Consider the following 23,923-nt stretch of genomic DNA (forward strand, 5'->3'; position numbering starts at 1 on the left):
AGAATTCCTCGGTTTGGGTGTGGCTCTCTAGCCTAGGGAAGTGTTGTGACAAATTGATGAAGAATGGGTGACATCCGGCCGCCGTAAGATGGCCGCATTCCCCGTTTCAACCATTTGCAGGAGTATTTCCATGAGCCGTGAAGTCGTCGTCGTCAGCGCAGTGCGCACCGCCATTGGCACCTTTGGCGGCAGCCTCAAGGACATCCCCCCTACCGAACTGGCAGCGCAGGTAGTGCGTGAATCGCTGTCACGGGCCAGCGTGGATGGCAAGGATGTGGGCCATGTGGTCTTCGGTCACGTGGTCAACACCGAACCGAAAGACATGTATCTGAGCCGCGTGGCGGCCATCAATGGCGGTTGCTCCGAAGGTACACCGGCCTACAACGTGAACCGCCTGTGCGGCTCGGGCCTGCAGGCCATCGTCAACGCCGCGCAGACCATCGCCCTGGGCGATGCCGACATTGCCATTGGCGGCGGTGCCGAGAACATGAGCCGCGCGCCCTTTGCCAGCCTCAACATGCGCTGGGGCGCACGCATGGGCGACACCAAGATGGTGGACATGATGATTGGTGCGCTGCACGACCCCTTCCACACCATCCACATGGGCGTGACGGCCGAGAACATCGCCGCCAAGTGGGGCATCAGCCGCGAAGAGCAGGACGCGATTGCCGTGGAAAGCCACAACCGCGCACAAAAGGCCACTGAAGCAGGCTACTTCAAGAGCCAGATCCTGCCCATCATGCTCAAGAGCAAAAAAGGCGATGTGGCCTACGCCACCGACGAGCATTTCCGTGCCAACGCCAGCCTGGCCGATATGGCCAAGCTCAAGCCCGCCTTCCTGAAGGAAAACGGCACGGTGACCGCCGGTAACGCATCCGGCATCAATGACGCGGCCGCGGCCGTGGTGCTGATGGATGCAGCCACCGCCAAGGCGCGTGGCCTGCAGCCCTTGGCGCGCCTGGTCGCCTACGCCCACGCAGGCGTGGACCCCAAGTACATGGGCATTGGCCCGGTGCCCGCCACGCAAGCTGCGCTGAAGAAGGCGGGCCTGACGGTGCAGGACCTGGATGTGATCGAAGCCAACGAGGCCTTTGCCGCGCAGGCCTGCGCCGTCACGCGCGACCTGGGTCTGGACCCGGCCAAGGTCAACCCCAATGGCTCTGGCATCTCGCTGGGCCACCCTATCGGTGCGACGGGCGCGCTGATTACCGTGAAGGCGCTCTACGAGCTGGAGCGCATCAACGGCCGCTACGCGCTGGTGACCATGTGCATTGGCGGCGGCCAGGGCATCGCCGCCATTTTTGAGCGCGCACGTTAAAGCGGCGCGCCGTGGGCCTGGCTAGAACAGGTCCACGTCCATGCCTTCGGCAACCTGGTCCACCAGCTCACCCGACGCCACCAGCGCCTGGTAACTGCAGACTTGGTTGCGGCCATGTTCCTTGGCGTGGTAAACCGCCTTGTCGGCTCGGCCAAAGGCACCGCTGGGCGTATCGTGCGGCAGCAGTACCGAGAAACCGATGCTCACGGTGATGCTGCCCACCTGCGGGAAGGCATAGGCCTGCACCTTCTCGCGCAGGCGCTCCAGCGCCGCATGGGCATGTTCCACGCTGTCGCAGCGCATCAGCACCACAAATTCCTCGCCCCCAAATCGGTAGAGCTGGTCGTTGAAGCGAAAGCTGCTGCGCATCAGCCGCGCCAACAGGAGCAGCACTTCGTCACCGATCAGGTGGCCGTAGGTGTCGTTCACGCGCTTGAAATGGTCAATATCCAGTACCGCCAGCCACACACCAGCGTCGGGATGGGTGTGGCGACGCTCGCCGCCCTCGGGCAATTCGTCGCCATGCTGCTCGGCCGTGGCCTTGAAGAAGGCGCCGTCAAAGGTCTTGCGGTTGAGCAGCTCCGTCAGCGCATCTTTTTCGCCGTAGTCCAGCAGGCCCAGCAAGTTGTTGTAAGTCAGCAGAATGCCTTCCACCAGATCCAGCAGGCGCGCAGGCAGGGGCTGGCTGGAGTCAATTTCCAGCAAACCCCAGGTGCCTTGCGGCGTGAGCAGGGGCATAGCGGCTGCATGCGGCGCGCTGTCGCTGTGGACCGCGCGGGCCCGCTCCACCGCCAATTGGCGCAAGGGGAAGTCAGACACATGGGGCAAGGTGGTCCAGTCAATCCAGAGCAGATCGCGGCTGACTTGGGTGTGGCCAGCCTCCACTCGGGCCTGCACCAGGCAGCGCCTGTCGTCACCCTCGCCCACGATACGCACCAAGGTGGCACTGTGGACGGCACCTTCGCTGCTGTCGATCACCAGACGCACCAGCGCGGCATCCAGGGCATCGCGGTCCCGCAGGCCGCTCATGGCCGCCAGACTTTGCACAAGCGCGTTCATTCTTGGGGTTTACCTTTTTGTGTCATGCACCGGGAGTGCTGCCCAACTGCGCAGCAAGTTGACCCACCTCAAAGCCAGACCGCAAGGCTCGCCCTAAGCTGTGCGATTGTCCAACGCCCGTTATCTTAGAGCACACCATGACCGAAGCAAGTACCAAATGGCCGTTTTTAGCGACTGAATCCGGCGATTGGCTACGCCAGAGCGGTCTGGGCGCCCTGCGCATGGCCGGGCGAACGCTGCTGCCCATTGTGCAAGGCGGTATGGGCATCGGGATTTCTGGCAACCGCCTGGCCGGCAGCGTGGCCGCATTGGGCGGGGTGGGCACGCTCTCCAGTGTGGACCTGCGCCGACACCACCCCGACCTGATGGAGCAAACCCGCGAGCTGGCGCCGGGCGACGTGGCCAAGGAAGGCATTAACCGCGCCAACCTGATTGCGATTGACCGCGAGATCGCGGCAGCCCGCGCCCGCACCGGGGGCAAAGGCCTGCTGGCCATCAATGTGATGCGCGCCGTGAGCGAATACGCCGCCAACGTAACTCGGGCCCTGGAAGCCGGCATTGACGCCGTGGTGGTGGGCGCCGGCCTGCCCTTGGACCTGCCCGACCTGGCCAAAGACCACCCCAAGGCAGCGCTGATCCCCATCTTGTCGGACGCACGCGGCGTGCAGTTGTTGGTCAAGAAATGGGAACGCAAAAAGCGCTTGCCCGACGCCATCGTGATCGAACACCCCCGCCTGGCCGGTGGCCACTTGGGTGCGGCCAAGATTGCCGACCTGCAAAACAGCCGCTTTGACTTTGAGAACGTGATTCCGCAAGTACGCCAGTTCTTCAAGGACGCAGGCTACGAGCAACACATCCCGCTGATTGCCGCAGGCGGAGTGCGCAGCTTTGAAGACATTGCCCGCCTGCAGGCGCTGGGGGCCGATGCGGTGCAGCTGGGCACCGCTTTTGCCGTGACCGAGGAAAGCGACGCCCACGCCGAGTTCAAGCGCGTCCTGGCCGAGGCACGCGAGGAAGACATGGTGGAATTCACCAGCGTGGCCGGCCTGCCCGCACGCGCCGTGGGCACGCCGTGGCTGCGCGCCTACATGAAGATCGAACCCAAGCTGCAGGCCGTGGCCCACGTGAAGGCGCGCTGCACCAAGAGTTTTGACTGCCTGGCCCAGTGTGGGCTGCGCGATGGACTACCGGGCTGGGGCCAGTTCTGCATCGACAACCAGTTGGCCGCCGCCCTTCGGGGCGACACCAAAAAAGGCCTGTTCTTCCGCGGGGCGGGCGAGCTGCCCTTTGGCAGCCAGATCAAGACGGTGCGCGAGCTGGTGCAACGCCTGCTGACCCCCGGCATGGCGCCCGCAGGCGTGGCAGTGGCGTGAATCGCCGCGCAACACACTATCAAATCAGGAGCTGCTTGCGCAGTATCTACGGAGCCTAGAGGCCGATTTGACCTAAAAGTGGTGGCTGTCAGCCAGGCTGCAGCACCTGCACTTGGTTGCGCCCCGCACGTTTGGCCCGGTACAGCGCCTCGTCAGCCCGCTTGAGCAGGGCCTCGGAGTCCAGATCGGCGTTCCACTGCGCAATACCCCCGGAGAAGCTGGAGCTAAACCAGCCGTCGTCCACCGGGTGGCGGATGCGCGAGAAGTCGCCCCGGATGCGGTCCAGCACGGTGTGCGCCTGGTCAGCGGTCGAGCCGGGCAGGACCACCACAAACTCCTCGCCACCGTAGCGCCCGACCGCATCGCTCTTGCGCACGCGCTGCTTGAGCAGCCAGGCCATGCTGCGGATCACGTGGTCGCCCATGGGGTGGCCATAGGTGTCGTTGACCGACTTGAAGTGGTCAATGTCCACCATGGCCACACACAAGCCGCTCCCGTCCAGGCGCGCGGCATTGATGGCGCTTTGCAGCTGCTGCTTGGAGGTGGTGTGATTGAGCAGACCGGTCAGGCTGTCGTGCAACATGGTGCGGCGCAGCGTGCGGTAGCGGTCGATCTTGCTCTTCACCACGGCGTTCAGGATCACCGGGTTGAAAGGTTTGGTGAGGAAGTGATCGCCCCCCAGACGCAGTGCGTCCACCTGCAGCGCAACATTGCTGTCGCCCGACAGATAGACCACAGGCGTGGACAAAAACTCGGCGTGCTGGCGGATCACCCGCGTTACCTCCACACCGGTGCAGCCAGGCATGTACATGTCCATCAGCACCAGGTCGGGCTGGTAGGCGGCCAGCGCGGTCAGCACATCCTGTGGACGGGTGATGGCCAGCGAATCCATACCTGCCTCCGACAGCGTGCGGCGTATCAACGCACCCGCGGTCTTGGAGTCCTCTACCACGAGGACCTTGTAAGGCGCCTCCTCTTCATTGCTGCACAACTTGACGATGCGCGCCATGATGGCAGCATACTGTGCACCGGTGGCAAAACAGGCGTCGCAGCCCGCACTCAATGCTCGCTGCTGGCTCTCGAAGTCGATGCCCACATTCAGGCCCACAATGTGGCTGGCCGAGAACTGGCCGCGCAGCGTCTGCACCTGAGCCACAAAGGCGCCCAGCGGCCGCTGGGCGGCGTCCACCAGCACCATGGCCGGCTCAGGCACTGACGGCAGGTTGTGCGCGGTACCCACCAGCTCCACCTGCACATGGAAGAAGCCGACCTGGGCCACCAGGTCTTTCCAGGCGACGGGGGTGTCTGTCACAAAAACAATTTTTTTGGGCGGCACCAAGGTGCTGAGGGGCGCCGCGTCTGGGGCGGTGTCCGGCGTATGGCGGCGCTCGGTCAGGTGGGACGAGTGGCCTTGGATAAAGGCCTGCGCACGGGCTCCAAACTCCTGCACCTGCACGCCCAACAAGGCGCTGGCACCAGCCGGAAGCGTGCCACCGGCGGAGGGGTCCATCAGCTGGTCCATCAGCGAGAGCACTTTTTGCTCCAGCGAATGCGCGCTCTGGTGCAGGCCAGAGAGGCCGTGGCTCTCCAGAAACGCGGTCAGGCTGGACACCGATACGGCGAACTCGACAAAACTGTCGATCCCGCCCTGCTGCGTGCAGGTCTGCCACTTGGCAGCCAGCTCCAGGCAGCGCTTGTTCAGATCTTCGGGGCTACAGGACATGGGGAATGGCCCTGCGTTCAGCGCGCGGGCTCACCCTGGAAATTGCCCGCCCGCAGGGTCACCACCAGCGTGTCGCGGTGGCCGCCCTCGGCCACGGGCTGGATGGGGGTGGACTCATGGATCACCCGCGGATCGTCCAACAGCAGCAGAGACCAGGGTTCGGTCAGCGTGAAGCGCTGGCCATTCGGGCCGGTGGCATCAAACACACGGGTTTCGCCACCCTTCACACCCTCACGGCCCACCAGAAACACGGCCACCAGGTCCACACCGTCCCGGTGTGCTCCCTCGGGTGTGGGGCGACCGATGCCGTCGGTGGTATCGATGCGGAACTGGTGTGCCTCGGTGTACCAAGGCTGAGCACCTTTGAGCTGGCTGCACACCTGGCCCAACCAAGCCAGCAACTGCTGCCAGGCGGCTTGTGCCACCAGGGCCGCCTGCATAGGCTCGAAGTGACGCTGCATGCCGCCGTGCAGCGCGTTGTATTCCACAGGCTGCCAGTGCGGGCGGTGGGGCGCCAGCATCACGGTAGCGCCATCCACCACAAAGCAGGCATGGCGCCGACGGCGGTAGCGACCGCCATCGCGCAGGTAGTTGTCGGGCGGCAGGTCGTTCCACAGGGGGCGCCAGGCCAACAAGGCCGCCAGGTCCAGACCGGCCAGCGCGGCCACTTGCTGCGGTGTCACCACGGCATACCCCTGGTTACGCAGGGTGCGGTCCAAGTCCTGGGGGGCGGCAATGGCCGGGGGCGCGAAAGTAAGGGTCATGTCGGGCGTAAAGCGGGATGAAGGCCGGGAACAAGGCACCAAAGTGCAGCCACGCGGGGCGTGCGCGGCATTATCAACCCAGAAGAGTGAGCGCCGCCTGATGTGGGTCAAGACGCCCCGCAGTCTGCTTGGCTAATCTGGCGTCCACTTTTTGGAGATGCCCGCATGACCCCCACCGCACTGCCCACCGATACCTTGCAATGGAGCGACGCCCTCGCCCTGGACATGCCGGTGATGGACGAAACCCACCAAGAGTTTGTGGCGCTGCTGGCCGAGGTGGTGCAGGCCGCCGACGCCGACCTGCTGCCGCGTTGGTCGACCCTGATTGCCCACACGCAGGACCACTTCGACCGTGAAGACCAGTGGATGCAGGCTACTGGCTTCGCGGCCGGCAACTGCCATGCCACCCAGCACAAGATCATCCTGCAGGTGATGCGTGAGGGCGAGGCGCGCGGCCATGGCGGCGAGCTGGCCGTGGTGCGCCAGATGGCACGCGAGCTCGGCCTGTGGTTTCCCCAGCATGCGCAGAGCATGGATGCCTCCCTGGCATTGCACTTGCGTTCGGCGGGCTACGACCCCCGCACCGGCACCCTGAGCCAGCCCGAGCGCCTGCCCACGCAGGCCATTCACGGCTGTGGCGGCAGTTGCGGGGATACGGCCACTGCCTGACCCAGACCCACCCATGCCCGACACCACGCACCCCGATCTGCGCCACCGCCCCTTTGAAGACATCCTGGCCCTGCTGACGGGCACCACTTTTGTGGCGCTGGGGGTGCTCATGTTCAAGCCGCTGGGCCTGCTCACGGGTGGCACCGCGGGCGTGGCCTTCTGGCTGCACTACGCCACGGGCTGGAACTTCGGCCTGGTGTTTTTTGCCATCAATCTGCCCTTTTACGCCCTGGCCTGGAAGCGCATGGGCCGGGCTTTCACGGTCAAAACCTTTGCTGCAGTAGCCCTCCTCACGCTGCTGACCAATCTGCTGCCGCAGTGGATCGGCTTTGCCCACCTGCAACCTCTGGTGGCCGCCCTGGTGGGCGGCTCACTCATGGGCACCGGCATGCTCATCCTGTTTCGCCACCGCGCCAGCCTGGGCGGCTTCAATGTGCTGGCGCTGTACCTGCAAGAAAGCCGCGGTTGGCGAGCTGGGCGCATCCAGATGGCGCTGGACGCCACCATCGTGCTGCTGGCCTTTGCCGTGACCGACTGGCAGCACATCGCCCTGAGCGTGCTCGGTGCCGTGGTGCTCAACCAGACGCTGGCTACTAACCACCGTACCGGGCGCTACGTTGCGCATTAGGGAGTAGAAGGCCCCCAACGCTCCGCAGCTTGTCACCTAAGCTACCCCTGCGAGTGGGGCTCGGCGCTACCATGCGCTCCCCGGCTGGCGCCCCATGTTTGCGCCGCCCCCATTTTCAGGAGTCTGCCATGTCCCTCGCCCACCTCGTCAACCACCAAATCCGCCTGGCTGCCCGCCCCGTGGGCATGCCCAAAGCCACGGACTGGAGCCACACCACCGAGCCGGTGGCGGAGCCCGCTGAGGGCGGCGTCACGCTCAAGACCCTGGCACTGAGCCTGGACCCGGCCATGCGCGGCTGGATGAACGAAGGCAAGAGCTACATCCCGCCCGTGGGCATTGGCGAAGTCATGCGCGCTGGCGGCGTGGGCGTAGTGGTGGCCAGCAAGAGCGACAAGTTCGCAGTGGGTGACTATGTAAGCGCCGGTTTTGGCGTGCAGGAGTACATCACCCTGGCCGCTGCCGACTTCAAGCGTGCGGGCTTGGTCAAGATTGACCTGCGTGCGGGCAGCCTCACGCAATGGCTCAACGTGCTGGGCATGCCCGGCATGACCGGCTACTTCGGCCTGATGGACGTGGGCCAGCCCAAGGCGGGCGAGACCATCGTGATTTCTGGTGCCGCTGGTGCGGTGGGCCAGACGGTCGGCCAGGTTGCCAAGATTCTGGGCTTGCGCGTGGTCGGCATTGCAGGCGGCCCCGCAAAATGCGACTGGGTGGTGAAGGAGCTGGGCTTTGACGCCTGCATCGACTACAAAGCCGGCCCCGGCGCCGTGCGCGCGGGCCTGAAGGAACATTGCCCCAGCGGCGTGGACATCTACTTCGACAACGTGGGCGGCGAGATCCTGGACGATGTGCTGGCCCGCATCAACCGCAAGGCCCGCATCATCATCTGCGGCGCCATCAGCCAGTACAACAACACCACCGCCGTGCAAGGCCCCAAGAACTACCTGAGCCTGCTGGTGAACCGCGCGCGCATGGAAGGCATCGTCGTCTTCGACTACGCCGACCGCTACCACCTGGCCGTGGCCGAGATGGCGGGCTACCTGAAGGATGGCCGCATGAAGAGCAAGGAAGACGTGGTGGTTGGCCTGCAGACCTTCCCCGACACACTGCTCAAGCTCTTCAATGGCGAGAACTTCGGGAAGCTGGTGCTGGAAGTCGCAAAGGCCTGAGACCAGTCGGAAACACCACATACCACCCAATCTGCCGGCAAAGCCCCTATTCGCTATGGTTTCTATAGCTGCTCGCGCAGATGCAGCGGGGGCTAACTGCCTAAAATGCTCTTAATTGCACAGGAGCACTATGCGGGCGAGCCGGGGTTTTACGTTGATCGAGTTGGTGATGGTGGTGGTCATCCTCGGGGTGCTGGCGGCGTTTGCCCTGCCCCAGTTTGTCAACCTGGGCAGTGACGCCCGGGTGGCGGCACTCAACGGGCTGCTGGGCTCGGTGCGCACCACCATGGAGACGGTGAAAGTGACCACGGCCTTGCGTGGCAGCGCCGCCAGTGCCAACCCCCAGCTCAATTTTCTGAACATGCAGGGCAGCACCATCCGCCTGTGGAACGGCTACCCTGACCGCTGGTGGGACGGCATTGGCATGACGCTGCAGGGCGCCCCCGCCATTGCAGGGGGCGGCTATTTGTCCACCACACCCATTGTGTTCAACCGGTTTACCTTTTACGGCTACAGCAACAGCACGCTGCCCGGCGGCGATGCGGGCTGGGTGCTGGCGGATGCCCCCACCCCTGCCAACTGCTCGCTGGCCTACAACTACGGCGGGACTGGCGAGCCCCAGTTGATCTTGCGCACCACCGGCTGCTGAGGCTGCTGCCCAGTGGCCGCTCAATCGTTGAGGGCGGCGTAGACCAGGTTGCGAAACAGGGGGCGGTAGTAGTCGCGCTGGTTGGGCGCCTGGACCATGAGGATGGCAAAGAAGTCTTTGGCGGGGTCCACAAAAAACGTGGTGCCCGCAATACCCCCCCAGTAATACAGGCCCTTGCTGCCGCTAACGGGCGAGATCCCGTCTTGCAACCGCACCGCAAAGCCGAGGCCAAAGCCGTGGCCGGGGGGCAGCAGCTCGCCGGAGCGGCCTGCGCGGTAGGGGGCGATGTCGCCCAGGTGGTCGGCCGTCATGCTGCGCACGGTGGCGGGGCTGATCAGGCGGGCGTTGCCCAAAGCGCCACCATCCAGCAGGGCCTGCAAAAACAGCGCGTAGTCGGCTGCGGTCGACACCAGACCGGCGCCACCGGCCTCCATGACCGGGGGCTGGCGCGGGTCCAGCAGGCGCATGGGGATGGCGCCATCGGGGTCTTTCTCAAAGGGTTCGGCAATGCGGCCGTGGTGCTCGGGGGGCACAGCAAAACCGGTGTCCACCATGCCCAGCGGGCTGATGATGTTGTCGTGCAAAAACGTGCCCAAGGTTTGGCCGCTGACCACCTCGACCAGCGCGCCCAGCAAGTCGGTGGCACGGCTGTATTCCCACACGGTACCGGGCTCGAAGCGATAGGGAATGCGCGCCAGCGTTTGCGCAAAGGCGCGGTTGGGCATGTCGCGTGCACCCAGGCGGGCCTTGGCGTACTGCAGCTGGATGGGGTCGTTGCCCAGGATTTCGTAAGTCAGGCCCGAGGTGTGGCGCAGCAGGTCGTGCACGGTGGGTTCGCGCAGTGGCGGTTGCAGCGCCATGGTGCCAAACACATCGTGCGCCACAGGCACGCCCGCAAACTCGGGCAGGTGTTTAGACACCGGGTCGCTGAGCAAGAGTTTGCCGCGCTCCATGAGCTGCAGCACCGCCACCGAGACCATGGGCTTGGTCATGGAGTAGATGCGGAAAATGGAGTCGCGCGCCATGGGCACGCCGCGCTGCGGGTCCTGCTGGCCAAAGGCGCTGTGCAGCAGCACCTGGCCTGCGCGCGCCACCAGCGCCACACCGCCGGGCAAGCGCTGGCGGGCCACTTCGGCCTGCAACACGCCGATGATGGCCTTGGTCGCATCAGGCGCAAAGCCCAGGTCCTGCGGGCGCCCCTCAGGCAGGGTGCGCGGGGTCATGGGGCGGCGCCGCCCACCATCTGGCCATAACGCTGCCGCGCCAACGCCGCGCCCTGGGCCAGGGCTTCAAGCTTTTTGACTGCCACCTCGCGGCTCATGGGGGCCAAGCCGCAGTTGGTGCAGGGGAAGATGCGGTGTTTGGGCACATGCTGCAGGGCGATGCCAATGGTGTCGGCCACCTGCTCAGGCGTTTCGATCACATCGCTGGCCACGTCGATCACACCGACCATCACATCCTTGTCTTTGAGCAGTGCCATCAGGTCCGGCGGCACATGCGAGTGGTAGCACTCCAGGCTCACCTGCTGGATGCTGCTGGCAGCCAGCGCGGGGAACACCTGCGCGTACTGGCGCCACTCCTGGCCCAGGGTTTCTTTCCAGTCGTTGTTGGCCTTGATGCCGTAGCCGTAGCAGATGTGCACGGCGGTGGTGCAGGTCAGGCCCTTGGCCGCAATCTCCAGCGCCTGCACGCCCCAGTCCACTGCGTCTTGCATGTAGACATTGAAGCCCGGCTCGTCGAACTGGATGATGTCCACACCATCCGCCTGCAAGGCCAGGGCCTCCTGGTTCAGCAGCTCAGCAAAGGCAAAGGCCATCTTCTTTTTGTCACCATAGAAGCGGTCGGCCACGGTGTCCACAATGGTCAGAGGGCCGGGCAAGGTGAACTTGAGTTTCTTCTTGGTGTGGGCGCGGGCCAGCTGGGCCTCAAACGCATGGACGCGGCCCTTGAGGCGCAGCGCGGCGATGACCTGGGGAACCTGCGCGTCGTAGCGGTTGTTGCGGATGCCCATGGTGACCTTGTTCTCAAAGTCGATGCCATCCACCTGTTCCAGAAAGCCGTGCACAAAGTGCTGGCGGCTTTGCTCGCCGTCGCCCACCACGTCCAGCCCCGCGTCTTCCTGGGCCTTGATCCACAAGAGCGTGGCGTCGGCCTTGGCCTGTTGCAGCTCGGGGCCGGCCAGCTTCCACTGGGGCCAGAGTTTTTCGGTTTCAGACAACCAGGCGGGTTTGGGCAGGCTGCCGGCGATGGCGGTTTCGAACATGGGGGTATCTCCTTCTTATATATAGATGTCGCTCAGGAATTTTCGCGCTGGTAAGCGGGCAAATGGGCGCCGCAGTGCAGACAGTAGCGGGCCTCGGGCAGGTGGCCCTCGGTCAGGCATTCGTGGCAGGTACGGGTAGTGGGCGGTTCCGCAGCACGGCGGGCGGTCATCTCCGCGGTAACGATGCCGGTGGGCACGGCCAGCGTACCCCAGCCCAGCAGCATCATGCAGGAGGATATGAAACGACCAAGGTCGGTCTTGGGCGTGATGTCGCCAAAGCCTACCGTGGTCATGGTGGTGACCGCCCAATACACGGCGGTGGGAATGCTGGTGAAGCCGTTGGCAGGCCCTTCCACCACGTACATCAGCGTGCCCATGACCAAAACAATCATCAGCACGGCCGAGAGAAACACCATGATCTTGCGCCGACTGGCCGCCAGCGCGCGCCCCAGCGACTGGTATTCGGACACATAGGCCGCGAGCTTGAAGACGCGGAACACCCGCAGCAGACGCAGGATGCGCACATCAATCAGGGCGTGCACCTCGGGCACCAGCAAGGCCACATAGGTGGGTAACAAAGCCAGCAGGTCAATGACGCCGTAGAAACTCAGTGCGTATCGCATGGGGTGGCGCACGCAGGCCAGGCGGGCCAGGTATTCCAGCGTGAAAGCCACCGTGAACAACCATTCCAATGCCGTCAACCATCCGTGGTAGCGCACATCCACGGCCTGTACGCTGCTGATGACGACCACCGCCACACTGATGAGGATGATGGCAATCAGCCACTGGTCGAACAGACGGCCGGCACGCGTATCGGCTTCAAAAATGATGGTGTAGAGGCGCAGGCGCCAGCCTTGCAGGGGCTTGCCGAGGGACAGATCTTCAGTGGTGCGCATGGACTGGATTCTGCCCTGTGCGGCGCGCACACCACAGCTACATCACAAAGCGCATAACCTTATGCGAAAGAACCATGGCCGAGCGCCAAAAGTGGGCGTTCGTGGCATGGTTTCTGCTATCCATATGTCACGGAGAGTATGGATGCCCAAGAATCAGGTTATGACTTTTTTGCATCTGCCTCGATGGTAAACCCGGATGAGGGCACTTGCCCACCGGCGCTACAGTTCAGCGTCAGAATCGGGTGGCAGACACCAATGTGGTGCACCCTGCTGATTCATTTATTTGGAGAAACTATTTATGAGCATCAACAAACTGAAAACCCTGGCCACCGTGGTCGCCGCGTTGGGCGCCGTATGGGCCGCTCCTGCATTCGCTGGGAAAACCCTCGACGCTGTCAAGGCGCGTGGCCAAGTGGTTTGCGGTGTGAACACAGGTCTGGCCGGTTTCAGTGCAGCTGATTCCAACGGCAAGTGGACGGGTCTGGACGTGGACGTGTGCCGCGCTGTGGCCGCCGCAGTGCTCGGCGATGGCGAGAAGGTCAAGTACGTTCCCCTGAACGCACAAGCCCGTTTCACCGCTCTGCAGTCTGGCGAAGTGGACATCCTGTCCCGCAACACCACCTTCACTTTGACCCGTGATGCATCCTTGGGCCTGTCCCAAACCGCCGTGACCTACTACGACGGCCAAGGCTTCATGGTGCCCGTGAAGAGCAAGCTCAAGAGCGCCAAGCAGCTCAAGGGCCAGACCGTGTGCGTGCAATCTGGCACCACCACCGAAAAGAACCTGACCGACTACTCCAAAGCCAACGGCCTGAACATCAAGCCCATCGTGTTTGAAAAGCTGGAAGCTGCTGAAGGTGCTTACTTCTCCGGCCGTTGCGTGGCTTACACCACCGATGCTTCCGGCCTGGCTTCTACCCGTAACAAGGTTGCCAAGAACCCCGCTGACCACATGATCTTGCCCGAGCTGATTTCCAAGGAGCCATTGGGCCCCATGGTTCGCCGTGGTGACGACGAGTGGACGGCCATCGTGAAGTGGACGGTGTACGGATTGCTGGAAGCTGAAGAAGCTGGCGTGACCGCAGCCAACGTGGACGACCTGAAGACCAGCAGCCAAGACCCCGTGATTGGCCGCTTGCTGGGCTCCAAGGAAGACACCGGCAAGTTGTTGGGTCTGGACAAGGAATGGCTGGCTCGTGCCGTGAAGACCACCGGTAACTACGGTGAAATCTTCGAGCGCAACGTGGGCCCCAAGTCCGCCCTGCAACTGCCACGTGGTTTGAACAACCTGTGGAACAAGGGCGGCGTGCAATACGCTCCCCCAGTCCGTTAATAGCGGTTAGCGTGGCGCTGTAACCCGGCGTTGCGCACAAAAAAAAGGGCAGCCGCACATACCATGCGCTGCCCTTTTCAGTTAATGCGCGTTTTTCAAGTGAACCCAAGGGCTGATATGTCCACACCCTCTTCTCCTCCCAAAAAGTCGTGGTCCTGGCGCAGCCAGGCATTCCGCGGGCTGCTGTACCAGGCCATCGCCATCATCGTGGTGCTTGCAACGGTCCTCTACCTCGCCCACAACACCACCACCAACATGAAGTTGCGCGGTATCCAGAGTGGTTTTGACTTTTTGTCCAACCCTGCTGGGTTTGATATTGGCGAGAGTCTTTTTGCCTTTGACTCTGGTGAGTCGTACTGGCGGGCCTACCTCGTTGGATTCGTCAACACCCTGCGCGTTGCCGTGGTTGGCATCATCCTCACCACGATTTTGGGTACCTTGATCGGTGTGGGCCGTTTCTCACGCAACGCCCTGATCCGCGGGATTTGCGCGGCGTATGTAGAGTTCTTCCGCAACATTCCGGTACTGCTGCAGTTGCTGATGTGGTACTTGATGTTTACCGAGGTGCTACCAGCGTCCAACGAGCCTTGGGTGCTGGGCCCCTTCTTCTTGAGCAAGGGTGGCATCAACTTCCCGATCCCCGAATGGGCGTCTGGACATGTGTGGGGCGCCTGGGGACTGTTGGCAGGTGTTGTCGCAGCATGGGCCTATCGCGTTTATGCCCAAAAGGCTTTTGAACAAACCGGCAAGGCCCGGAGCATGGTGCTGGCTCCTCTAGGCATTGTGATTGGAACGGGCGTGCTGGGCTGGCTGCTGGGTGGCGCACCTACCGCGCTGAACATACCAGTGCAAGGCGAATTTGCCATCGAGAACGGTGGCGCATTGACTCCCGAGTACCTGTCAGTGCTGCTGGGGCTGACCATTTACACAGCAGCCTTCGTCTCTGAGGTGGTGCGTGGCGGTATCCAATCTGTGGCCCTGGGCCAGTCTGAAGCAGCTGCCGCCCTGGGTTTGAGCCGGGGCCATACCATGCGTCTGGTGATGCTGCCGCAAGCGCTGCGCGTGATCATCCCGCCGGTGACCAACCAGTACCTCAACCTGACCAAAAATTCGTCCTTGGCCGTGGCCATTGGTTACCCCGATGTGGTGTCGATTGCCAATACGGCCATCAACCAGACCGGCCGCGCCGTGGAATGTATTGCCATCATCATGCTGGTATACCTGAGTACATCGCTGTTCACGTCCATCACCATGAATTGGTACAACACCCGCTCCGCCATCAAAGAACGTTAAAGACCGACCATGAGCGCAACTACTTTTGAACCTATCGCTGCGCGCCCCGCCCCCGTGAAAACGGAGGGTGCCGTGGCCTGGATTCGCACCAATCTGTTCGGCAGCTGGCAAACCACCATCAGTACGCTGATCGTGGGTGCCATCCTGCTGTATATCGTGCCGCCCTTGTTTGGCTGGGCCCTGCTGGACGCCAAATGGGCCGCCAACTCCGAGGCCTGCCATGCAGACCGTGCCGGTGCCTGTTGGGGTGTGGTGACAGAAAAATTTCGCATCATCATTTTTGGCCGCTACCCTTTTGAAGAACAGTGGCGCCCGCTGGTCTCTACCGTGTTGCTGTGTGCCCTGCTAGTCGCAAGCTGCATGCGCATGTTCTGGAAGGCATGGTTGGGTCTGGCCTGGGTGCTGGTGTTAGGCTTTTTCTTTATGGTGATGTACGGTGGCAAATTTGGCCTGTCCGTGGTGGAAACCGACCGCTGGGGTGGCCTGCCATTGACCTTGCTGCTGTCTTCGCTGTCCATGGCCATGGCCTTCCCCTTGGCCTTGCTGATCGCCCTGGGGCGCCGCTCCAAGCTGCCAGCCATCAAGACCTTTTGCACCATTTATGTGGAACTGATCCGTGGCGTGCCTTTGATCTCGGTGCTGTTCATGGCGTCCTTCATGTTCCCGCTGCTGATGCCGCAGGGTTTCAATATTGACGTGCTGGTCCGTGTGCTGGCCGGTATCACTCTGTTCGCAGCCGCCTACATGGCCGAAGTGATTCGCGGTGGCCTACAAGCGGTGCCCAAGGGGCAGATTGAAGCGGCTGCGACCCTGGGCCTGAGCTACTGGCAAACCCAGCGCAAGATTGTGTTGCCACAAGCCCTGGCCATGGTCGTTCCAGGCATCATGAACAACTTCATCTCCACCTTCAAGGACACCTCACTGGTGACCATCGTGAGCTTGTACGAGCTCACCGGCGCCATGAGCCTGGCCCTGAACTCGGACTCCGACTGGCGCCCCTTCAAGATTGAAGGCTATATCTTCATCGCACTTATCTACTTTGTGTTTTGCTTCTCCATGTCGCGCTATAGCCTCTGGATCGAAAAGCAAGTCAACAAAAGCAAACTCCGCTAAGGAACAAATATGTCTGAACCCATCATTACCTTCAACAAAGTCAACAAGTGGTATGGCAACAACTTCCACGTACTGCGCGATATTGACCTGACCGTCACCAAAGGCGAACGCATCGTGGTTTGCGGCCCCTCCGGGTCCGGCAAGTCCACCATGATCCGCTGCATCAACCGCTTGGAAGAGCACCAGCAAGGCAACCTGATCGTGGACGGCGTGGAACTCACCGACGACGTGAAAGCCATTGACGACGTTCGCAAAAAGGTTGGCATGGTGTTCCAGCAGTTCAACCTGTTTCCGCATCTCACCGTGCTGGAGAACCTGACACTCTCCCCCATGTGGGTCGGCAAGATGCCGAAAAAGGAGGCCGAAGAAAAGGCCATGATTCAGTTGGAGCGTGTGCGTATCGCCAACCAGGCCAACAAGTACCCACTGCAGCTCTCTGGCGGCCAGCAGCAGCGCGTGGCCATTGCCCGCGCGCTGTGCCTCAAGCCCAAGATCATGCTGTTTGACGAGCCCACCTCGGCACTGGACCCTGAGATGATCAAGGAAGTGTTGGACGTGATGATCGAAATGGCCAACCAGGGCATCACCATGATTTGCGTGACCCACGAAATGGGCTTTGCCAAGGCCGTGGCCGACCGCGTGATCTTCATGGACCAGGGCCAGATCGTGGAACAAAACACGCCGCACGAGTTCTTCAACAATCCGCAGAGCGAGCGCAGCAAGGACTTCTTGTCCAAGATCCTGGGCCACTAAGCAGCCATGTCATCCACTGCGCTCATGCAATGGCAGGCCTTGCAGGCGGGATTGACCCAGTTGCGTTCCGGCGCACTGGGCGCCCATGGTTTGTCAGAACTGGCGCGCAGCCAAGAGGCCTTGCTGGAAGCTCTGGGACCGCGCTACCGCGAGGTCCTGTTGCAGCTGCTGGACCGGCTGGAGTCCAGTGCCCTGTTCAATGAAGAGAGTTGCTCGTTCAGCCAGCAGGGGCTGCTGGACAACCTGCAAATCTGGCTGGACAAGGCGCAGGGCCAGCTAGAGCCTGTCTCCTGAAACTCACTGGTAATCGCTGGCCTTGAAGCGGCGGGTCTGCAGCCAGTATTGCCACGTGTAGCCCGGCCACAAGGTATCAATCTGCCCCAGCGCATTTTGGTACCAGCTGTGGCAACCCGAAGCCCACACGGTTCCCTGCATCTTGTCTTGCACCTTGCGGTAATCAGTATCTGCCACCGCAGCACGCAGGCGCAACACCTGCTGCCCGGAGCGACGCAGGTGCAGCAGAGCCTGCACGATGTAGTCCATCTGGCACTCGATCATAAAAATCAGCGAGTTGTGCCCCAGACCGGTGTTGGGCCCCACCAGCAGGTACAAGTTGGGAAAGCCCGCCACCGTAATACCCAGTTTGGTCGCTGCTGGTGCCGTACGCCATTGGGCACTCAACTCGGGTACGTGCCCATCCTGCGGTTCACCAAACACCTGCATCGGCGCCACAAATTCGGTGGCCTTGAAACCGGTGCCCCACAGAATCACGTCGCAGGGCGTGAGCTCTCCGTCTGCCCCCACCAGACCCTCCGGGGTTACCCGCGCGACGGCCTGGGTGTGCAGTTGCACATGCGGTCTCTGCAGTGCCGGAAACCAGGTATTGGAGATCAGCAAACGTTTGCAGCCTGGGTTGAACGTGGGCGTGAGAGCAGCCTGCATGGCAGGCGAAGGCACTTGCCGTGTCAGGTGGTGCAAGGCCAGCTTGCGCAGCAGCCCTTGCATGAACCGTGAGCCCATGAATCCCATCCCCACGAGCTCATTGAACCAGTAGACCCGCCATCGGCTGAGCCGCTGCAAACCTGGTACCCAGCGGTAGGCCCAACGCCGGAACGGGCCATAGGGCGTGTCCCAACGCGGCAGCACCCAGGCAGCCGTGCGCTGAAACACGTGCACCTGCGCTGCCACTTTGGCAACCTCCGGCACAAATTGCACCGCACTGGCGCCCGTGCCCACCACGGCCACACGCCGGCCCCGCAGGTCCACATCGTGACGCCACTGGTTCGAATGAAAGGCCACACCGGCAAAGTCTTGTATGCCCGGTAGGTCGGGCACCAATGGTTTGTTCAAAGGGCCAGTGGCCAGCACCACATGGCGGGCCTGCAATAACTCGCCGCCGAACACCTCGACCTGCCAGCAGGCCGAGTCTGCCTGCCAACGCAGGGCCAGCACTTCCGCACCAAACCGGATCAAGGGACGCAGCTGGTACTTGTCTGTGACGCGCAGAATGTAATCTTGAATCTCAGCCTGCTGCGGGTAAGGGCGTGTCCACGCGGTGTTGGGCTCGAAAGAGAAGGAGTACATGTGCGAAGGCACATCGCAGGCACAGCCCGGGTACACATTGTCCCGCCAGGTACCGCCCACCTCCTGCGCACGCTCCAGGATCTGCAAAGACTGCACCCCGCTGGAGCGCAGGCGAATCGCCGCTGCCAGACCGCCCAAACCTGCACCAATGATGAGGACGTCTAGCATGGCAGGGCTCAGGGTGTTTTGGCCACCTGGGCGGGCCCCAGGCGCTCAGAGGTCCAGCGCAACAAATCCATCCACATCTGCCGAGTCTCGGCATCTTGCGTCATGCGCGATGCACTGGGTAGCTCAATGGTGACGACGGGAACCCGTTTGTGAATACCACCATAGTTGCCCAAAGAGCCAGGAAAGATTCCCACCTGGTCCAGGTACAGGCGCCCGAGTTTGCTGGGCGGAACCGAAGGCCCGTCAAAATCCAGCACACCATAGGGTGCGTGCACACTCACGATCAGGTTGGGCTTGAAACTGTCCATTTGTTCCAGCATAAAGCGCGACTCTGGCTCCGACAAGGGCTTGTTGCCGGGCCAGCGCCGCGGATCGCGTTTGGTCCGCGACTCCCAGTAGACGCGCGCGTCGCGCGCCCAGTTGGGCGTGGGGAAATTGCGGTTCAGGTCCACCCCATTGGCATTGGTGCGACGGGATGGCTTGGCAAACAAGCCATCCGGATTCAAGGACGGAATGAACCGCCAGTGGATAGACAAGGACATGTCCGCTGGCGGGTTGTGCGCCAACCCGATCCAATGGAACACCAGGGAGCTGGAAGACATCTCATCGCCATGGATACCGCCGACCACCAAAACCCGGAAATTGGCATCCGCGGGCTGAATATCCGTGCCCCACAGGGTGCGTCCCCGGACGGATCGGCCTTGCATATCGCGCATGCCTGCGGCCTCACACAGCGCCGGTGTCACACTTGGAATTTTCGAAGCATAATCGACGCAAGCCTTTGTTGTACTTGCGTAGACAGCTACAGAAAACATAGCAAATACCAGGGATAAACAGGTTTGAAATCGCATGCCCGCATTGTAGGTTGCCAGCCACGCCACACATTTGGGCGGCGCATGTACTGCTTGCAGTCCAAAACCAGTTAAATTGCAGGCATGCGCTCCCCTACTACCTCGCCGCAAGCGCGCGCACCAGATTTCTCAACGCCGCAGTTTCGCCAGGCTTTGGGCATGTTCGCCACCGGCGTGACCATCGTGACGGCACGTACACCCGCAGGGGAGTTGGTAGGATTGACCGCCAACTCATTCAACTCTGTGTCGCTGGCACCACCGTTGGTGCTGTGGAGTCTTGCCCGCAGGGCGGGCTCCATGGCGGCATTCAGTGCCGGTTCGCACTACGCCATCAATATTTTGAGTGCCGACCAGCAGGATCTGGCCCGACAGTTTGCCGCCAAAGATGTAGACCGGTATCAGGGTGTGGCCTTCGCGCTGGGTGCCAGTGGTGCCCCCCTGCTGGAAGGCGCTGCCGCCACATTCGAATGCTTCAACCGCAGCCGCTACGAAGAGGGTGACCACGTCATTTTTGTGGGAGAGGTGGAACGATGCGCACATCGCATTGGCGCAGCGCCGCTGCTCTTTCATGGCGGCCGTTTTTACACCGAACACCCGCTCTGACCCCTTGCCATGACGCTGCCACCACTGCCCAAGTCCGTGCGTTATGTGCTGCTGTCGCTGCGCGACTTGCTGACCTCTGCCAGCCCCTTTGTGATTGCCGCTGCGGGCCTGTTGTGGCTCGCCTACTGGTGGCTGGATCCGATGCCACCCAAAACCATCACGCTCGCCACGGGCCCTGCACAAAGTGCTTATGCGGAGTTCGGCCAGCGTTACGCCAAGGCTTTGCAAGCCAGCGGCATTGAGGTGGTGTTGCTGCCCACCGATGGCTCATCCGCCAATCTGGAGCTGCTACGCAGCGGCAAGGCAGACGCGGGCTTTGTGCAAGGCGGAACAGCGCCCATCGCGACAAATGAACAGCAGGACGCCGAGGCGCTAGTGACCTTGGGCAACCTGTTTGTGGAGCCGATTTGGTTGTTTTATCGCGGCGCATCTGCCCAGGCAGTCTCGCCCAGTGGCCAACTCAGTTCGCTGACGCAGCTGGCCCATATGCGGGTGAATGTGGGTGCATCTGGCAGCGGTGTGCCGACATTGATGCAAACCCTGCTGGACATGAACCGCGTCGCGCCAAGGAGCATCACGCTGTCGCAGCTGGACCAAACCCCTGCGACCGTAAAGCTGCTGCAAGGCCAGCTGGACGCCGTGGTGTTTGCCTCCGCACCCGAGGCCCCCATCGTGCAGATGCTGCTGCAAACACCGGGCATCCGGCTGATGGACTTTCACCAGAACGAGGCCTATGCCCGGCGATTGCCTTTTGTCACACCGGCCACCCTTCCCAGCGGCATTGTCGATCTGGCTCGCAAACTACCGAATCAAGACGTGCACCTGATCGCTACCACCACCAGCATGTTGGCCCGCGAAGATGTACACCCCGCCTTGCGCCAGCTATTGGCACAAGCTGCCATGCAGATCCATGGCCAGGCTGGCTGGTTCAACCGGGCGCGTGAGTTCCCCAATGCGGACAACGCAGAGTACCCGCTAGCCCCTGAGGCGGAACGCACCATGCGCACGGGGGTGCCCTCCCTGCAACGCTACATTCCGTTTACGCTGGCCAACCTGATCGAACGGATGTGGCTGGCGCTGGGGTTGATCATTGCGGTGCTGCTGCCCTTGGGCAAGATTGCGCCACCACTCTACGCCTTCCGGGTGCGCTCGCGGGTGTTCCGCTGGTACGGCCAGCTGCGTGAAATCGAGGAGCGTTTGGAAGCATCCCCCACCAGCGTCCCTGGGCTGCTGGAAGAGCTCAACGCATTGGAGAGCAAGGTCGAGAAGATCATCGTGCCACTCTCATACACCGACGAGCTCTACACATTGCGCAACCACATTGGCATGGTGCGCCAGCGCCTGCTTACAGCGTAGAGTCCAGGCTATTGCGCATGGCCTGCTGAGCCACCGCATCCAGCGCGCCGTCCACCACAGGCTGTCCAGAAATCAATCGCAGCTGGCCCGCAAGCACCAGCTTGTCGTGGGTGCGGCGTGTCATGGACTGGGTGGTGCCGTACACGCTGGTAAACAGGAATAGAGTGCCATGCGGGCTGGCCCACGTGAGTTGGGTTCGCACCCACTCGCCATGGGTTAGCAGTTCGACCCAGGAGCCCAAAGGCAGCACTCCGCCAGACAAGGCCGTCGCAGCCTGCGGCACTGGCTGAGCCGCTACAGGAGCGACGGTTTCCGAGACCTGGGCCTCTTGAGTCTCGGGCAATTCGATGAAGTTGGAGTCACGGGCCTCTTCGGGGGCCACCCAAGGATCACCATCCTCCACCGGACGCAACTTGTTGACATGCGCACTGGCCTCTGCAAGCACGGCTGCAGGAGCGGACGCAGGCTTGGCCGCAGAACGGAATATGTGTTGGTGCAAGCCCATCAAGGCCTCCAGAAACACGCTGGTCTTGGTGGCCGGGTAACGAATGCTGTCCAGCCCTTCCCGCAACGTGCTAATCAGCAGGGGCACCAAGCGGGTCAGTTTGGTGACGTTGGTGCGGGCCAACTCAGGATGAGCGCTCCACAACATGGCAGAAATCAGCGCTTGGTATTTGTCTGCGGCGCTGGAACCTGTCCCGCCCTGCAAGCGGGCGTTGGCCACCACCTGGGCCCAGGGCCCACACAAAAAGGCGATCACAACTTCGGGGACCTGGGCTGCGTCGGGGTGAGAGTCAATTTCACGGGCAATTTTCTCAGCCAGCAGGTTGCGCTGCTCGGCCCTCTGCAAGGCCTTCACAGCTTGGGCGCGCGAAGCCTCCTGGGCCTGGGCTGCAGCATCCCACGAGGCACGCAACTGCGCCAATACCACTTCAAACGGCTCTGGGCCCTGTACTGCCATCTCGGTCAGAGGCGCCACGGCATCCCTGACCTCTTGGTAAAAGCCCACAAACCCGGTGGTCTGCTCGGTCGCGAAGGCCAGGCTGCGGTGTGTAACTTCTTGCACCAGACCACGAGCCGCATGCGTTTTGTCTGTGAATACCCGGGGATCTACCAAGGCCAGACGCATCAGCGCTGGCTCCAGGCTGCGCACCAACTCTTGCACCGGCACCAGCAGGCGTGGGTCACGCGCGATGTTGTCCACCATCAGGTTCACCACCTCCAAGCTCAGGGCCTGGGCCACACCGGAAGCACTGCGGCGAATCGCCTCACAGGCGAGTTGCACCGCGCCAGCCTCCGCCACACGCACCGGCGCACTGCGCCGCTGCTCGAGGCGCTGCACCACGCGGTCGACCTGCTTCATTTCGGTCAAGGCCTCAAAGGCGGCGGGAACGGTGGCGGCAAAGCCGCCGTCCTGTGGAGTTTGAGGGGCCAACAATGCCTCCCCCTCAAATTCACGCGCGAACTGTTGGGCAAAAGCCGCCACGCGGTGGGGCTTACCTTGGCCGTCAAGCTCTCCTGACAACAATTTGCGCAAGCGGTCCAGAGTCAACAGAGCCGGATCGGCTGCACGGCGTGTGGCCAACTCCGCGGCAATATGCGCCTCGCGCTCCGTGCTGCCCGGCATGCCGCCCTGCGGGCTGGAGGGCTGGGCTTTGCCAGCCCCACCACCACCGGGCGTAGGCACCACGGCATAGCCTGCAGCCACCACACCTTCGGCCCGCATACGCTCAGCCAAGCGGGTATATAGCTCACGCAACTCAGCGCCTAGGGCAACGCCCATGGTGGTGAGCCAGTCCAGGCGCACCGCAGCGGGCACTGGCGCACGCTCGACGACCAGCTTCAAGGCCTGCAAGTAGACATCGGGGCGCAAGGGGTTGCGTTCGGGCCGCACCGTCGCAAGCCCCAAGGTGGCACAAATCAGGGTGTTGAGTTCGGTCAGGCTGGCCTCTGCAGCCAGCATGGCCATTTGCTGTGCACGGGCCATGGTCACGCTCTCTTGGACTTGCACCTCATCCATGAGTTCGAGCTGGTCAAACTGCACCTCCGCCATGCTCAACACTGTGGCCTTGGTCGACAGCACCGGGCCACTGAAAGCTGCCAACAAAGCCTGCGGATACTGAACACGCAACTCCGGTTCCTGCGCACTCAGAAGCTTCAGGGACTCTTCATGCACCTCTCGCTCACGGAAGTCACGTGCGGTACCCACACGGGCATGCACGGATTTGCGCACCGCAACCACCAGCTTACCCATGATGGCCGCCCCGCCAGATGCCGCCTCCTCAATGGTGGCCTGGTACAGCGCAGCGTATTGGGGAGAAGGCACGGTCATGGCAGAGGGCCCTGGTTGGACGGTAG

The 23,923-nt window shown here is 62.4% G+C and carries 22 protein-coding genes; 13 read left to right on the forward strand and 9 right to left on the reverse strand.

From position 1 onward, the window contains the following. The first annotated feature begins 130 nt into the window (after window positions 1-130). The gene (gene bktB / locus CHU94_RS00890; protein ID WP_094475794.1) at window positions 131-1,318 is read left to right on the forward strand and encodes a beta-ketothiolase BktB; all 1,188 of its coding nucleotides are present in this window, start codon (window positions 131-133) and stop codon (window positions 1,316-1,318) included. 21 nt (window positions 1,319-1,339) lie between these two features. Here the strand turns inward: bktB and CHU94_RS00895 are convergent, their stop codons facing one another. After that, window positions 1,340-2,377, reverse strand: coding sequence for a GGDEF domain-containing protein (locus CHU94_RS00895; RefSeq protein ID WP_094475796.1), 1,038 nt, complete (start codon window positions 2,375-2,377; stop codon window positions 1,340-1,342). Window positions 2,378-2,598: 221 nt separating this feature from the next. Between CHU94_RS00895 and CHU94_RS00900 the strand changes: the two genes are divergently transcribed. Then, window positions 2,599-3,750: a nitronate monooxygenase family protein gene (locus CHU94_RS00900; RefSeq protein ID WP_255033722.1), complete on the forward strand. Its 1,152-nt coding sequence runs from the start codon at window positions 2,599-2,601 to the stop codon at window positions 3,748-3,750. Window positions 3,751-3,838: 88 nt separating this feature from the next. On the opposite strand, the gene CHU94_RS00905 is transcribed toward CHU94_RS00900, so the two are convergent. Together CHU94_RS00905 and CHU94_RS00910 are read right to left on the reverse strand one after the other, a co-directional pair. Further along, entirely contained in the window at window positions 3,839-5,473 is a 1,635-nt protein-coding gene (locus CHU94_RS00905) for a diguanylate cyclase (RefSeq protein ID WP_217901275.1), read from the reverse strand. Window positions 5,474-5,490: 17 nt separating this feature from the next. After that, window positions 5,491-6,237 (reverse strand): 2OG-Fe dioxygenase family protein, encoded by a 747-nt coding sequence (locus CHU94_RS00910; RefSeq protein ID WP_094475801.1) that lies wholly within the window; start codon window positions 6,235-6,237, stop codon window positions 5,491-5,493. 165 nt (window positions 6,238-6,402) lie between these two features. On the opposite strand from CHU94_RS00910, the gene CHU94_RS00915 reads away from it, so the two are divergent. The 4 genes from CHU94_RS00915 to CHU94_RS19620 all read left to right on the forward strand — a co-directional run bounded on the left by CHU94_RS00915 (window position 6,403) and on the right by CHU94_RS19620 (window position 9,352). Further along, window positions 6,403-6,906 carry a hemerythrin domain-containing protein gene (locus tag CHU94_RS00915; protein ID WP_094475803.1) on the forward strand — a complete coding sequence of 168 codons (504 nt, stop codon included), beginning with the start codon at window positions 6,403-6,405 and terminating at the stop codon, window positions 6,904-6,906. 13 nt (window positions 6,907-6,919) lie between these two features. Then, a complete protein-coding gene (locus CHU94_RS00920) occupies window positions 6,920-7,534 on the forward strand; it encodes a YitT family protein (protein ID WP_094475805.1) in 615 nt (204 codons plus the stop codon). 128 nt (window positions 7,535-7,662) lie between these two features. After that, window positions 7,663-8,703, forward strand: a complete 1,041-nt coding sequence (locus CHU94_RS00925; RefSeq protein WP_094475807.1) for an NADP-dependent oxidoreductase — start codon at window positions 7,663-7,665, stop codon at window positions 8,701-8,703. Window positions 8,704-8,833: 130 nt separating this feature from the next. Continuing rightward, window positions 8,834-9,352, forward strand: coding sequence for a type II secretion system protein (locus CHU94_RS19620; RefSeq protein WP_094475809.1), 519 nt, complete (start codon window positions 8,834-8,836; stop codon window positions 9,350-9,352). Window positions 9,353-9,372: 20 nt separating this feature from the next. On the opposite strand, the gene CHU94_RS00935 is transcribed toward CHU94_RS19620, so the two are convergent. The 3 genes from CHU94_RS00935 to CHU94_RS00945 are packed head-to-tail and all read right to left on the reverse strand — an operon-like array spanning window position 9,373 to window position 12,511. Beyond that, complete coding sequence (locus tag CHU94_RS00935; protein ID WP_094475811.1) at window positions 9,373-10,575, reverse strand: serine hydrolase; 1,203 nt, start codon at window positions 10,573-10,575, stop codon at window positions 9,373-9,375. Continuing rightward, the gene (locus CHU94_RS00940) at window positions 10,572-11,615 is read right to left on the reverse strand and encodes a methionine synthase (protein ID WP_094475813.1); all 1,044 of its coding nucleotides are present in this window, start codon (window positions 11,613-11,615) and stop codon (window positions 10,572-10,574) included. The genes CHU94_RS00935 and CHU94_RS00940 overlap by 4 nt, the downstream gene beginning before the upstream one ends. A gap of 32 nt (window positions 11,616-11,647) precedes the next feature. Next, on the reverse strand, window positions 11,648-12,511 hold the full coding sequence (locus CHU94_RS00945) for an ion transporter (protein ID WP_094475903.1): 864 nt from the start codon (window positions 12,509-12,511) through the stop codon (window positions 11,648-11,650). A gap of 298 nt (window positions 12,512-12,809) precedes the next feature. Between CHU94_RS00945 and CHU94_RS00950 the strand changes: the two genes are divergently transcribed. The 5 genes from CHU94_RS00950 (at window position 12,810) to CHU94_RS00970 (ending at window position 17,297) form a co-directional block, all read left to right on the forward strand. Then, complete coding sequence (locus CHU94_RS00950; RefSeq protein ID WP_094475815.1) at window positions 12,810-13,844, forward strand: amino acid ABC transporter substrate-binding protein; 1,035 nt, start codon at window positions 12,810-12,812, stop codon at window positions 13,842-13,844. 117 nt (window positions 13,845-13,961) lie between these two features. Next, window positions 13,962-15,137, forward strand: a complete 1,176-nt coding sequence (locus CHU94_RS00955; RefSeq protein WP_094475817.1) for an amino acid ABC transporter permease — start codon at window positions 13,962-13,964, stop codon at window positions 15,135-15,137. Between the two features lie 9 nt (window positions 15,138-15,146). Continuing rightward, on the forward strand, window positions 15,147-16,250 hold the full coding sequence (locus tag CHU94_RS00960) for an amino acid ABC transporter permease (protein WP_094475819.1): 1,104 nt from the start codon (window positions 15,147-15,149) through the stop codon (window positions 16,248-16,250). A gap of 9 nt (window positions 16,251-16,259) precedes the next feature. After that, window positions 16,260-17,003: an amino acid ABC transporter ATP-binding protein gene (locus tag CHU94_RS00965; RefSeq protein WP_094475821.1), complete on the forward strand. Its 744-nt coding sequence runs from the start codon at window positions 16,260-16,262 to the stop codon at window positions 17,001-17,003. Between the two features lie 6 nt (window positions 17,004-17,009). Beyond that, window positions 17,010-17,297 (forward strand): hypothetical protein, encoded by a 288-nt coding sequence (locus CHU94_RS00970; RefSeq protein ID WP_094475823.1) that lies wholly within the window; start codon window positions 17,010-17,012, stop codon window positions 17,295-17,297. Window positions 17,298-17,300: 3 nt separating this feature from the next. Here the strand turns inward: CHU94_RS00970 and CHU94_RS00975 are convergent, their stop codons facing one another. Further along, complete coding sequence (locus CHU94_RS00975) at window positions 17,301-18,755, reverse strand: NAD(P)/FAD-dependent oxidoreductase (protein WP_094475825.1); 1,455 nt, start codon at window positions 18,753-18,755, stop codon at window positions 17,301-17,303. 8 nt (window positions 18,756-18,763) lie between these two features. Further along, window positions 18,764-19,471 carry a M14 family murein peptide amidase A gene (locus CHU94_RS00980; RefSeq protein WP_255033714.1) on the reverse strand — a complete coding sequence of 236 codons (708 nt, stop codon included), beginning with the start codon at window positions 19,469-19,471 and terminating at the stop codon, window positions 18,764-18,766. A gap of 219 nt (window positions 19,472-19,690) precedes the next feature. Between CHU94_RS00980 and CHU94_RS00985 the strand changes: the two genes are divergently transcribed. Next, window positions 19,691-20,209: a flavin reductase family protein gene (locus CHU94_RS00985; protein WP_094475827.1), complete on the forward strand. Its 519-nt coding sequence runs from the start codon at window positions 19,691-19,693 to the stop codon at window positions 20,207-20,209. 9 nt (window positions 20,210-20,218) lie between these two features. Next, on the forward strand, window positions 20,219-21,565 hold the full coding sequence (locus CHU94_RS00990) for a TAXI family TRAP transporter solute-binding subunit (protein WP_255033715.1): 1,347 nt from the start codon (window positions 20,219-20,221) through the stop codon (window positions 21,563-21,565). Here the strand turns inward: CHU94_RS00990 and CHU94_RS00995 are convergent. Beyond that, window positions 21,555-23,897, reverse strand: coding sequence for a DUF1631 family protein (locus CHU94_RS00995; protein WP_094475829.1), 2,343 nt, complete (start codon window positions 23,895-23,897; stop codon window positions 21,555-21,557). The genes CHU94_RS00990 and CHU94_RS00995 overlap by 11 nt on opposite strands. Between the last annotated feature and the right edge of the window lie 26 nt (window positions 23,898-23,923).

Origin of the sequence: Rhodoferax sp. TH121, assembly GCF_002251855.1 — a bacterium.
Lineage (GTDB): Bacteria > Pseudomonadota > Gammaproteobacteria > Burkholderiales > Burkholderiaceae_C > Allorhodoferax.

What these genes read in the sequence shown, in the direction of transcription:
- CHU94_RS00990 (WP_255033715.1), top strand. Translation starts at nt 20,219, where the DNA reads ATGACGCTGCCACCACTGCCCAAGTCCGTGCGTTATGTGCTGCTGTCG.
- CHU94_RS00940 (WP_094475813.1), bottom strand. Translation starts at nt 11,615, where the DNA reads ATGTTCGAAACCGCCATCGCCGGCAGCCTGCCCAAACCCGCCTGGTTG.
- CHU94_RS00915 (WP_094475803.1), top strand. Translation starts at nt 6,403, where the DNA reads ATGACCCCCACCGCACTGCCCACCGATACCTTGCAATGGAGCGACGCC.
- CHU94_RS00910 (WP_094475801.1), bottom strand. Translation starts at nt 6,237, where the DNA reads ATGACCCTTACTTTCGCGCCCCCGGCCATTGCCGCCCCCCAGGACTTG.
- CHU94_RS00945 (WP_094475903.1), bottom strand. Translation starts at nt 12,511, where the DNA reads ATGCGCACCACTGAAGATCTGTCCCTCGGCAAGCCCCTGCAAGGCTGG.
- CHU94_RS00985 (WP_094475827.1), top strand. Translation starts at nt 19,691, where the DNA reads ATGCGCTCCCCTACTACCTCGCCGCAAGCGCGCGCACCAGATTTCTCA.
- CHU94_RS00935 (WP_094475811.1), bottom strand. Translation starts at nt 10,575, where the DNA reads ATGACCCCGCGCACCCTGCCTGAGGGGCGCCCGCAGGACCTGGGCTTT.
- CHU94_RS00905 (WP_217901275.1), bottom strand. Translation starts at nt 5,473, where the DNA reads ATGTCCTGTAGCCCCGAAGATCTGAACAAGCGCTGCCTGGAGCTGGCT.
- CHU94_RS00955 (WP_094475817.1), top strand. Translation starts at nt 13,962, where the DNA reads ATGTCCACACCCTCTTCTCCTCCCAAAAAGTCGTGGTCCTGGCGCAGC.
- CHU94_RS00895 (WP_094475796.1), bottom strand. Translation starts at nt 2,377, where the DNA reads ATGAACGCGCTTGTGCAAAGTCTGGCGGCCATGAGCGGCCTGCGGGAC.
- CHU94_RS00975 (WP_094475825.1), bottom strand. Translation starts at nt 18,755, where the DNA reads ATGCTAGACGTCCTCATCATTGGTGCAGGTTTGGGCGGTCTGGCAGCG.
- CHU94_RS00965 (WP_094475821.1), top strand. Translation starts at nt 16,260, where the DNA reads ATGTCTGAACCCATCATTACCTTCAACAAAGTCAACAAGTGGTATGGC.
- bktB (WP_094475794.1), top strand. Translation starts at nt 131, where the DNA reads ATGAGCCGTGAAGTCGTCGTCGTCAGCGCAGTGCGCACCGCCATTGGC.
- CHU94_RS00900 (WP_255033722.1), top strand. Translation starts at nt 2,599, where the DNA reads ATGGCCGGGCGAACGCTGCTGCCCATTGTGCAAGGCGGTATGGGCATC.
- CHU94_RS00970 (WP_094475823.1), top strand. Translation starts at nt 17,010, where the DNA reads ATGTCATCCACTGCGCTCATGCAATGGCAGGCCTTGCAGGCGGGATTG.
- CHU94_RS00920 (WP_094475805.1), top strand. Translation starts at nt 6,920, where the DNA reads ATGCCCGACACCACGCACCCCGATCTGCGCCACCGCCCCTTTGAAGAC.
- CHU94_RS00960 (WP_094475819.1), top strand. Translation starts at nt 15,147, where the DNA reads ATGAGCGCAACTACTTTTGAACCTATCGCTGCGCGCCCCGCCCCCGTG.
- CHU94_RS00950 (WP_094475815.1), top strand. Translation starts at nt 12,810, where the DNA reads ATGAGCATCAACAAACTGAAAACCCTGGCCACCGTGGTCGCCGCGTTG.
- CHU94_RS00980 (WP_255033714.1), bottom strand. Translation starts at nt 19,471, where the DNA reads ATGCGCGATATGCAAGGCCGATCCGTCCGGGGACGCACCCTGTGGGGC.
- CHU94_RS00925 (WP_094475807.1), top strand. Translation starts at nt 7,663, where the DNA reads ATGTCCCTCGCCCACCTCGTCAACCACCAAATCCGCCTGGCTGCCCGC.
- CHU94_RS00995 (WP_094475829.1), bottom strand. Translation starts at nt 23,897, where the DNA reads ATGACCGTGCCTTCTCCCCAATACGCTGCGCTGTACCAGGCCACCATT.
- CHU94_RS19620 (WP_094475809.1), top strand. Translation starts at nt 8,834, where the DNA reads ATGCGGGCGAGCCGGGGTTTTACGTTGATCGAGTTGGTGATGGTGGTG.